We start from the raw sequence: 9,578 nt of genomic DNA, 5'->3' as shown, positions 1-9,578 counted from the left end.
GCATATCGGCCATGCCGCCTTGATACATTAGATCTACGATTAGTTTTAGCTCGTGAAGGCACTCGAAATACGCCATCTCAGGCTCGTATCCGGCATCGACCAAAGTCTCAAAGCCCGCGTTTACTAGCGCGCAAAGTCCGCCGCAAAGCACCGCCTGCTCGCCGAAAAGATCGGTCTCGGTCTCGTCTTTAAATGTAGTTTCTATGATGCCCGTTCTGCCGCCGCCGATAGCGCTAGCGTAGCTTAGAGCTAGCTCTTTAGCCTTTCCGCTCGCGTTTTGCTCTACGGCGATTAGATCGGGGATGCCGCCGCCGCGAACGAATTCGCTTCTTACGGTGTGGCCGGGCGCTTTTGGGGCGATCATGATGACGTCGATGTCCTCGGGAGCTTTGATCTGTCCGAAATGCACGTTAAATCCGTGCCCAAATGCGATCGCCGCGCCGCTTTTAAGGTTAGGTTTAATTTCTCGCTCGAAAATTTCGGCTTGAAGCTCGTCGGGGGTTAAAATCATAACGACGTCGGCGGCCTTTGCGGCTTCTGCTACCGTTTTTACCTCAAAGCCCTTTGCCTCGGCCTTCGCCCAGCTTCTGCCGCCTTTTGCCAGGCCCACGATCACCTTTACGCCGCTGTCGCGCAAATTTTCGGCGTGCGCGTGTCCTTGCGAGCCAAAACCTATCATCGCGACGGTTTTGCTTCTAATCAAGCTCAAATCGCAATCTTTGTCATAGTAAATACTTACTGCCATATTCTCTCCTCTTAAAAAATTTGTGAGATTATACTACCTAAACACTGAAACAAACTTGACTTTAAGTTTTTTAAAAAGCCTTTTAGTGTAGAATTAGCGATTATAAAATCTCGATATGAAGTGGGAAAAATGAACGAATCAATCTATAAACATATAAAAGCTCTTCCGCCGCTTGACGACACGGTCGTAAAAATTCAAGCCATTTGCAGAAACGAAAATAGCTCAATGAACGATCTATCCCAAGTCGTCGAAAAAGACCCGATGCTAACGGCAAACGTCTTACGCTCCGCAAACTCTCCGCTTTACGGATTTAGTAGGGAGATAACGACCGTTTCTAGAGCGGTGGCGCTGTTTGGCATGGCGACGGTTCGCGGTTTCGCCCTATCAAGCGCGGTCAAAAAAAGCTTTAAGATAAATTTGGATCCTTACGGCATCACAAACCAAGATTTCTTAAATATATCCATGATACAAAACGCATTGATGTACAACTGGTACTCGAAAATAAACGCTAGCGATCTTGCGATTTTAAGCCCCGCTTCGTTTATGCTCGAAGTCGGTAAAATCGTCATCTCTAACGAGCTAAATGAATCCGGCAAAGCGGCCGAATTTAAGGCAAATTTGAAAAACATTTCAAATCCTTTCGACCTATCTGAGCTTGAAAACAAAATCGTCGAGATTTCAAACGAAACCGTAACGGCTAAAATTTTCGAGCAGTGGAATCTAGAGTCTGAGCTAGTCGATGCGATTTTGTATTCAAACAACCCAGACGACGCGCCGGAGCACATAAAAAGCTATTCAAAAGCGCTTAAAGTCGTAAAAAGCGCGGTAAATATATTCAACCAGCTAAACGACGATAATCTACAAAACACGCTAATGCATCTCGACGAATACGGCTTTGCGCAAGATAAATTCCTAGAAGCCGTCGCAAAAGTCAAAGCGAATTTGTGAAAGAATTTTTAACCAAACTACTTGACGGAGTGAGCGAAAAGGAAGTCGCCTCCTCCGATAAAGAAATCCTACGAAATTTACTAAATTTAAACGCCGTAAGCCAGCACAAAGATCGCTACTATCTAAATAACGGCTTTGTCTGCGGCAAACTCGATATAAGCGCGAACGGCACGGGCTTTTTGGCGCCTTACGACAAACGCTTTAAGCAAGATATAATAATAGAAAATAAAAATTTAAACGCCTCGCACTACGGCGACATCGTACTGGCAAAGCTCCTGCCGCTAAAGAAAAAACGCCAAAGCGCCAAAGTCGTAATGACGCTAAAACTCGCCAACGAAACGAGCGTAGTCTATACCAAACAAATAGGCTCGGTAATCCTTGGCGTAAACGTAAAAACCGCGCTTAGCTCGCCACTAAAAGCGTCGCAAAAATCTCTAAAAATGTTGCCGCCAGGCACGCTACTAAAAATCGGCAATCTAAATAACGAAATAGTCGAAGTCATCGGCAATATAAACGACCCACTTAGCGACGAGAAAATCTCGCTCGCCGTATTTAACAAAAACGACGAATTTAACGAGGAGTGCGAAGCCGAAGCGCTCGCGTGGGGCGATGAGGTCGATGCCGCGATGTATCCGCAAAGGGTAGATTTAAGGGAACTGCCTTTTTGTACGATCGATCCCGTCGATGCCAAAGACTTTGACGACGCGATATATTTTGACGAGAAAAAGCGAGAAATTTACGTCGCGATCGCAGACGTTAGCGAATACGTCACTCCCTACTCTCCGATAGATGCAGAGGCCAAAACGCGCGGATTTTCGATATATTTTCCGCATAAAGCCGTGCCGATGCTGCCACGAAATTTGAGCGAAAATATCTGCTCGCTTAAGCCAAATACCGCGCGCCTTGCATTTTGTTTCAAAATCACGCTAGACGAAAACGGCGAAGTCGTAAAAGAAGAGCTCCTAGAAGCTCTAATCGCCTCAAAAAGACGCTTTAACTACGACGAAGTCGATCAAATTTTACGCGGCGAACGCGAGGACGAAACCGACTGGATCAAGCCTCTTTTCGCGCTCACATCGCGCCTGCGCAAAAAACGCCTGAAAAACGCGTTTGACTTTAGAACGCAGGAGCTTCGCATGAGCCTTGACGCGGACGGCGGGCTTTCATCTACGAGATTTGAGACCGATACCGACTCGCACAGACTCGTCGAGGACTGCATGCTGCTAGCCAACGTCGCAGCGGCAAAACGTATCGGTAAAGGCATCTTTAGAAATCACGGCTCGCCGGATCTGCGAAAAATACAAATTTTGCTCGAAGACCTCGGCGCTCTGGGCTTTGACTTCGTTTATGAAAGCGACATCGCAAATTTAGTTCGCAAAATCCAAGCGCAGGCCGACGCCGTAGGCAACCGCGAGGAGATCGACAAACTCATCATAAAATCGCAAAAAAAGGCCGAATACGGCGCGCAAAATTTGGGCCACTTCGGACTGGGATTTGAGCGCTACACGCATTTTACGAGCCCGATCCGCCGCTACTCCGACCTTACGCTGCACCGCCTTTTAAAGGCCAAGCTGCGCAACGACGAGAAATTTTTCAACTACCTGCTTTTAAATATCGAAGCGACTTGCTCAAATTTAAGCGAACTCGAGCGCGAAGCCGACAGGGTCGCGTTTGACTTTATGGATAGGAAATTTGCGCGCTGGGCAAAAGAGCGCGTCGGACAGCGATTTAACGCCTATATCAGCGAAAATCAAAACGTCGCGATAGCTAGGCTTGACGACGAGATAAAGGGCGCCAGGATATTTTTGGGCGCGTACAGCGTAAATTTACTACAAAAAGTCATCGTCGAAATCACGGATGCAAATATCGCAACGGCCGAAATTTTTGGCAAGGTCGTAAAGAAAATCGATGTATAGAAAAGAGCTCGAGGCCGCGCTAAATTCGGCTAAATTTCCAAATTATTTCCTGCTTTACGGCGCAGACGAATACCAAATCGAGCTTTTTGCGAAGGAAATTTTAGCCAAATTTAAAGATTTTGAAATTTTGAGCCTTTACTACGACGAGTACGATTTTGACGCTGCACGTGCGCACCTTTGCGAGCCTTCGCTATTTGGCGGTAGCCCGCTTTTGCACGTAAAAAGCGATAAAAAAATCCCCGCAAAAGAGCTAAAAATCCTGATAGACGGTTGCAAAAACGGCGGCGTATTTATTTTTGAGCTTTTTGAGCCCGATGCTAAAGCCGTTTTTGATACGCAAAAGGCTTTCGGGGTAAATTTTGCGAGATTTTTTAAACCCGGCTCGCCCGAAGAGGCAGTAAATTTACTCGGCAGACAAGCCGCAAAAATGAACCTAAATATTACAAAAAACGCGCTTTTTGAACTCTACCGCATACATAACGAAAATTTATATTTAGCTGCAAGCGAGCTAAATAAACTAGCCTCTCTAAACGAGCCAATAAACGAAAATATCGTAAGAAGCTTGGTCTTTTCGCTATCAAGCGTGAGTTTTGACGATTTTTTCGATAAATTTATCGCGCTAAAAGATATCAGGGCCGATTTTTTCTCCTACGCGGACGATGGAAATTTTAATGAAATTTTATTTATAAACTCGCTTTACCGCGCGTTTTTTAGGCTCTTTAAACTACATGCCGGCATCAAGATAACAGGAAAATTCGACATCAAAGAAACGCTCGGCTATGCGCCGCCGCCAAACGTCGCAAACGAACTAAAAAGGCAGTGTCTGGCAGTAAATTTAAAAGCGTATAAAGAAATATTTACCGAGTTAAATTTGGCGGAATTTGAACTAAAGGCAAACTCTGCGCTCGATAAAAAAACTTTTTTACTCTCCTGCGTACTCGGCCTACAAAATCTTATCGGTAAAAACAGCAAATATTAAGTAAAAAAAAGATAAAATCAGCTCTTGTCGAAAGACTTCCTTGCCCGTTTGCAACCGCGCAAACGAGCTTAATACCCACAAGGAGAATCAATGAAGCACTACGAGCTTTTATTTATTTTGAAGCCTACTTTGACAGAAGAAGAAGTAAGCGCAAAAGTTGATTTCGTTAAAGAAATCCTAACCAAAAACGGCGCAAATATCGCGTCTGTGCAGTCTATGGGCACTAGAAAACTAGCCTATACCGTAAAAAAATACGAGCGCGGAACGTATTTCGTCGTGTATTTCGAGGCTCCGACCCAAGCTATCGCCGAAGTCGAGCGTATCATCAGAATCACCGAAGAGATCATCAAATTCTTAACAGTCAAATTTGAAAACAAAAAAGAGATCGCCGCTTGGGAAAAGATGAGCAAGGGCATCAAACTAAACAAAAAAGAACCGAAAGTCAAAGCAGAAGAAGCTCCAGCAGCGCAAGAATAAGGACGAAAAATGTTTAATAGAGTCGTTTTAGTAGGAAATTTAACACGAGATATCGAGCTTAGATATACGACTGCGGGCGCAGCCATAGGCAACAGCGCCATCGCCGTAACGAGAAAATTTAACGTAAACGGCGAAAAACGCGAAGAAACGTGCTTTATTGATATAACATTTTTCGGAAAACAAGCGGAAATAGCAAATCAATATCTTTCCAAAGGCTCAAAGCTTCTAGTAGAAGGCCGCTTAAAATTCGACCAGTGGACGGACAATAACGGACAAAATAGAAGCAAACACACGATCAGCGTGGAAAATATGGAGATGCTAGGCGGAGGACAACAGCAAGGCGGATATAATCAAAATAGTAATCAAGGCTATCAGCAAGGCGGTTACCAAAATAACGGCTACGGCGGCGGCTATCAAGGCGGACAAAATCAGCAAAATAGCTATGCTCAAAGCAGCGCACAAAGGCAAAATTTTAATAAACCGCAGCAACAAAAGCAACAGCCAAAAGACGAATACTACGGCGATAACGTCCGAGAAATAGATATAGATGCCGACAAATACGATGACGGCGACGAAACCATACCATTTTAATTAAGGAAAAAACGATGGCTGAAAAAAGAAAATATTCACGCAAATACTGCAAATTTACAGAGGCAAAGATAGATTTTATCGACTACAAGGACACTTCGCTTTTGAAATACTGCTTGTCAGAGAGATTTAAAATCATGCCAAGACGCCTAACCGGCACTTCTAAAAAGTACCAAGAGATGGTAGAAAAGGCTATCAAGCGTGCTCGCCAAGCAGCTTTGATACCTTACGTAGTCGATCGCGACGACGTAGTAACTAATCCTTTTGAAGGACTATAATTTTTAAGCCCTTTTTAGGGCTTATCTTTTCTTTTCAAATTTTCTAAATTTTACACTCTTCGCTTTTCTCAGGCTCAATTCCAATACAAATATTTTTACTTAAAATAAGTATAGTGGTATTGGCACTAACGAGATTAAATTTTATAACTTAGCATCATAAACCCACACAGAAAACATCATATGCTAAATTTTAGATCGATTGATGGCACATATTTTATAAATTCATACCAAAGTAGCATATGTTGCAAGATTATGCATACGGAATGCAAGAATGTTGTTTGCAAATTTGAAGTATCGAGATCCAAGCTAATTTATATAAATAAATCAGTGCTCAAATTTTATGGGTAACCAAAAATTTATACACCCTATCCAGCCGATTTTAGATACTTATCATATTAAAAAAGAATTTCAAAACATAAAATTTATTCAAATAAATTTAAGGATATTAAAGTAGAAATTTAGCCCCGTGATCGAGGCCAAATTTAATCAAATTTTGTAGTTATTTTGCGACGAACGCATTTTTTAGAACATCTTCGATGACGTCCACAGGGATGATTTGCATATCGTTTTTGACGTCTTGCGGGATGTCGCCCAGATCTCGTTCATAGTTTTTGCGCGGTATCAGAGCGGTTTTGATGCCGGCCTTATGCGCGGCAATGAGCTTTTCTTTTAGCCCGCCGATAGGTAGCACGCGGCCGCTGAGCGTAATCTCGCCCGTCATCGCCACGTCGCTTCGCACTTTTGTATCCGTTAGGATCGAAGCAATCGCCGTCACCATCGTGATACCGGCACTCGGACCGTCTTTTGGCGTAGCACCCTCAGGTACGTGGATGTGCAGATCGTAGCGACGATACACTTCGCTAAGGCTCGGCTCTTTTTTTACGCCGTCTTTGACGTCATCAGGCAAGCCCGGGATGATTTTGGCCGGTACTTTTATCTTTTTTGCATCGATCAGTACTTTAACGAGACTAAAAGCTATATACGCGCTCTCCTTCATCACGTCGCCCAAAGAACCCGTGATCTGCAGGCCGCCTTTGCCCTGTATGCGTATAGCTTCGATCTTTAGCACATCGCCGCCCACGCTCGTCCACGCCAGCCCGTTTACCTGGCCGATCTGCGGCTTTTTGTCGGCATGCTCGATCTCAAAGACCTTCTTTTCTAAAAACTCATTTAAATTTTTAGTCGTCACGGTTATCTTTTGCGCCTCGCCTTCGAGCAACCTTTTTGCCACTTTTCTAAAGATATCCGCCAGACGGCGGCGCAGATTTCGCACTCCGCTTTCGCGCGTATAGTCTGAGATGATGAGACTTAGCACGTCTTTGCCTAGGGTCACTTCGCTCGGTTTTAGGCCGTGTTTTTTGAGCTCTTGAGGGATTAGATATTTTTTAGCGATCTCAAATTTTTCCTGCGGCGTATAGGAGCTAAGCTCGATAAATTCCATCCTGTCGCGCAGTGCCGGCGGTATGGCGCTCACGTCGTTTGCCGTCGCGACGAAAACAACCTTGCTCAGGTCGATATTAAAATTTAAATAATAATCCCTAAATTTGTTATTTTGCTCAGGGTCTAGGATCTCTAGCAGTACAGCGGTCGGGTCGCCGCGAAAGCTCCTGCCGACTTTGTCGATCTCGTCTAGCACCACGACGGGATTCATCTGCTTTGCTTCGATGAGCCCCTGCACGATACGGCCAGGCATCGCGCCTATGTAGGTGCGGCGGTGTCCGCGCAGCTCGTTTACGTCCTCAAGACCGCCCAGCGCCACGCGCACTAGCTCGCGTTTTAGCGCCTTTGCGATGGAGTTTGCTAGACTCGTTTTACCAACGCCCGGAGGACCTGCAAAGCACAAGATTGCGCCGTTATTTACCTTGCCCGCGACGCCTCGCAGTTGCAAAAGCTCGCGCAGAGCAAAATACTCCTCTATTCTATCTTTTGGCCTCTCAAGCCCGTAGTGATCGGCGTTTAGCTGCTTTGCGACCTCTTGTACGCTTAGTTTTTTGTTGGCCAGGTTTTCAAACGGCACCTCCACGACCCAGTCTAGGTAGCTTTGCGTCGTGTTGGCGTCGGCGGAGTCTGGATGCATGCGCGATAGTTTGTCGATTTGCTTTTTTATCTCTTTATACGCATCCTCGCCCATAAATTTTTTCTTAGCTTCCAGCTTCTTGCGGTACTCCTCGATCTCCTCTTCGCGGCTCGTATCGGAGCCGAGCTCTTGCTGGATCTGCTTTAGCTGCTCTTTTAGAAAATACTCCTTATTTACCTTGTCGATCCTTGAATGGACTTTGTTTTTTATCTCGCGCTGAAGCTTGTTCGCCTCGATCTCCTCGATGACGTAGTCGATGAGTTTTAGCAGCTTTTGCTCCAAATTTTCCTCGATAAAAAACTCGTACGCCGTCTTTTTCTTTAGCCTTAGCGAGCTTAAAATCAGATCGCAAACGCGGCTAGGTTCGGCGCTCTCTTCTATCGTTTTTAAAAGATCGGGCGGGAAAAAGTGGCTAAGCGCGGCGAGATCTCGCACCTTTTCGCGAAGTACGGTTAGTAGCGCGTCGCTTTTGGTGTTTTCGGGTCTTTTTTCGTGCAGCACATCTACGATAGCTTGCAGTGGCTTTGAGGAGACTTTTGAGACTATACGGCCTTTGCTAGTGCCTTGAAATAAAATTTTCACTCTGCCGTCTGGTAGCGGCACTCGCCTCATCACGGTGCCTATGACGCCAGCGTCGTAGATGGAGTCAAATTCTCGCGCGCCTTCGTTTTGCGCCTTCGTCGGTACGACTAGGATGGGACTCTGCGACTCGAGAGCTAAATTTAGCGCTTCGATATTTTCCTCGTCGCTCAAAAAAAGCGGCGTGATCATAAAAGGATATAAAAATAACTCGTCCTCCACGATGACGGGTAGCTGCGCCGGGAACATTTTTGATTCGTAAATTTGCAAATTTAGCTCCTATTCAAACATTTTTCTATACCAAGGAAGCTGCGGAAGCACGATATTTGCGTCGTTTAAAGGCGATGCTTGCACCTTTTCTTTATAAATTTGCGCCGATTCGTCCCTGCCGGTACGCTCATAAAGATCTGCTATCTGCATGTCTAGGTTGTAGATCGCGAGTTTAAATTTAACCAGCATAGTTTCGATCAGCGGGCGATACTGGGTGTTTGGGTAGATGTAGAGAAATTTTTCTATCTCGGCGATACTGTCTTGCATTAGCTTTTGGTTTCGATTGGGCTGCGAGAATGAATCAAAATTCGCCTTTATCTTTAGATACTGCGCAAATTCGCTCCTAGGGCCGCTATCGCCGTATCTTTTAAGGTATTCGTCTAGGTAAAAATTCGCCATCAAGTACTCTTCGTCGTTGGCGTGAGCTTGGGCTAGGATTAGTAGCATTTGCTCCAAAAGCGGACTAGCTACGTGCTCGCTAGACATCGCCGTGTAGTGTTTGTCGGCGCTTTCTAGGTCGCGATTTTTGATATCGCCGATGATCTCGGAATACCACTGATCCGGCGTTAGATTATAAAGTTCCGTGTATTTGTCGGCACAACCGCCGATTAAACAAACAAAAAATACCGCAGATAAAAATTTGATCAAATTTTTCATACGTTCCCTTAAATTTAAATTTTTTAAATGGGCTATTTTACCATTGTTTTTGTTGCTTTTTGGT

9 protein-coding genes are annotated in these 9,578 nt (G+C 45.0%); 6 read left to right on the top strand and 3 right to left on the bottom strand.

Annotated features, from left to right (window positions below; all coding sequences use genetic code 11):
• On the bottom strand, positions 1-745 hold a 745-nt coding region (gene ilvC, locus RWM02_RS07245; RefSeq protein WP_314070585.1), incomplete at its 3' end, for a ketol-acid reductoisomerase.
• A 129-nt stretch (positions 746-874) separates the two neighbouring features.
• Here ilvC and RWM02_RS07240 point away from each other — a divergent pair.
• The 6 genes from RWM02_RS07240 to rpsR all read left to right on the top strand — a co-directional run bounded on the left by RWM02_RS07240 (position 875) and on the right by rpsR (position 5,931).
• The gene (locus RWM02_RS07240) at positions 875-1,693 is read left to right on the top strand and encodes an HDOD domain-containing protein (RefSeq protein WP_122862176.1); all 819 of its coding nucleotides are present in this window, start codon (positions 875-877) and stop codon (positions 1,691-1,693) included.
• Entirely contained in the window at positions 1,690-3,609 is a 1,920-nt protein-coding gene (locus RWM02_RS07235) for a ribonuclease R (protein WP_314070580.1), read from the top strand. Before RWM02_RS07240 ends, RWM02_RS07235 begins: the two co-directional genes overlap by 4 nt.
• Complete coding sequence (gene holA / locus RWM02_RS07230) at positions 3,602-4,588, top strand: DNA polymerase III subunit delta (protein ID WP_314070579.1); 987 nt, start codon at positions 3,602-3,604, stop codon at positions 4,586-4,588. Before RWM02_RS07235 ends, holA begins: the two co-directional genes overlap by 8 nt.
• A gap of 90 nt (positions 4,589-4,678) precedes the next feature.
• A complete protein-coding gene (gene rpsF, locus RWM02_RS07225) occupies positions 4,679-5,065 on the top strand; it encodes a 30S ribosomal protein S6 (RefSeq protein ID WP_122874108.1) in 387 nt (128 codons plus the stop codon).
• A 9-nt stretch (positions 5,066-5,074) separates the two neighbouring features.
• Complete coding sequence (locus RWM02_RS07220) at positions 5,075-5,656, top strand: single-stranded DNA-binding protein (RefSeq protein WP_122862172.1); 582 nt, start codon at positions 5,075-5,077, stop codon at positions 5,654-5,656.
• Between the two features lie 14 nt (positions 5,657-5,670).
• Positions 5,671-5,931 (top strand): 30S ribosomal protein S18, encoded by a 261-nt coding sequence (gene rpsR / locus RWM02_RS07215; protein ID WP_002946417.1) that lies wholly within the window; start codon positions 5,671-5,673, stop codon positions 5,929-5,931.
• A gap of 499 nt (positions 5,932-6,430) precedes the next feature.
• Here the strand turns inward: rpsR and lon are convergent, their stop codons facing one another.
• Together lon and RWM02_RS07205 are read right to left on the bottom strand one after the other, a co-directional pair.
• Positions 6,431-8,857 carry an endopeptidase La gene (gene lon, locus RWM02_RS07210; protein ID WP_314070575.1) on the bottom strand — a complete coding sequence of 809 codons (2,427 nt, stop codon included), beginning with the start codon at positions 8,855-8,857 and terminating at the stop codon, positions 6,431-6,433.
• 9 nt (positions 8,858-8,866) lie between these two features.
• Positions 8,867-9,514, bottom strand: a complete 648-nt coding sequence (locus tag RWM02_RS07205) for an outer membrane protein assembly factor BamD (RefSeq protein WP_314070573.1) — start codon at positions 9,512-9,514, stop codon at positions 8,867-8,869.
• Positions 9,515-9,578 lie beyond the last annotated feature (64 nt).

It is taken from the genome of Campylobacter showae, from assembly GCF_963515975.1.
In the GTDB taxonomy this organism is placed as follows: Bacteria; Campylobacterota; Campylobacteria; order Campylobacterales; family Campylobacteraceae; genus Campylobacter_A; species Campylobacter_A showae_F.
This window is presented reverse-complemented; position numbering and strand designations above follow the sequence as displayed.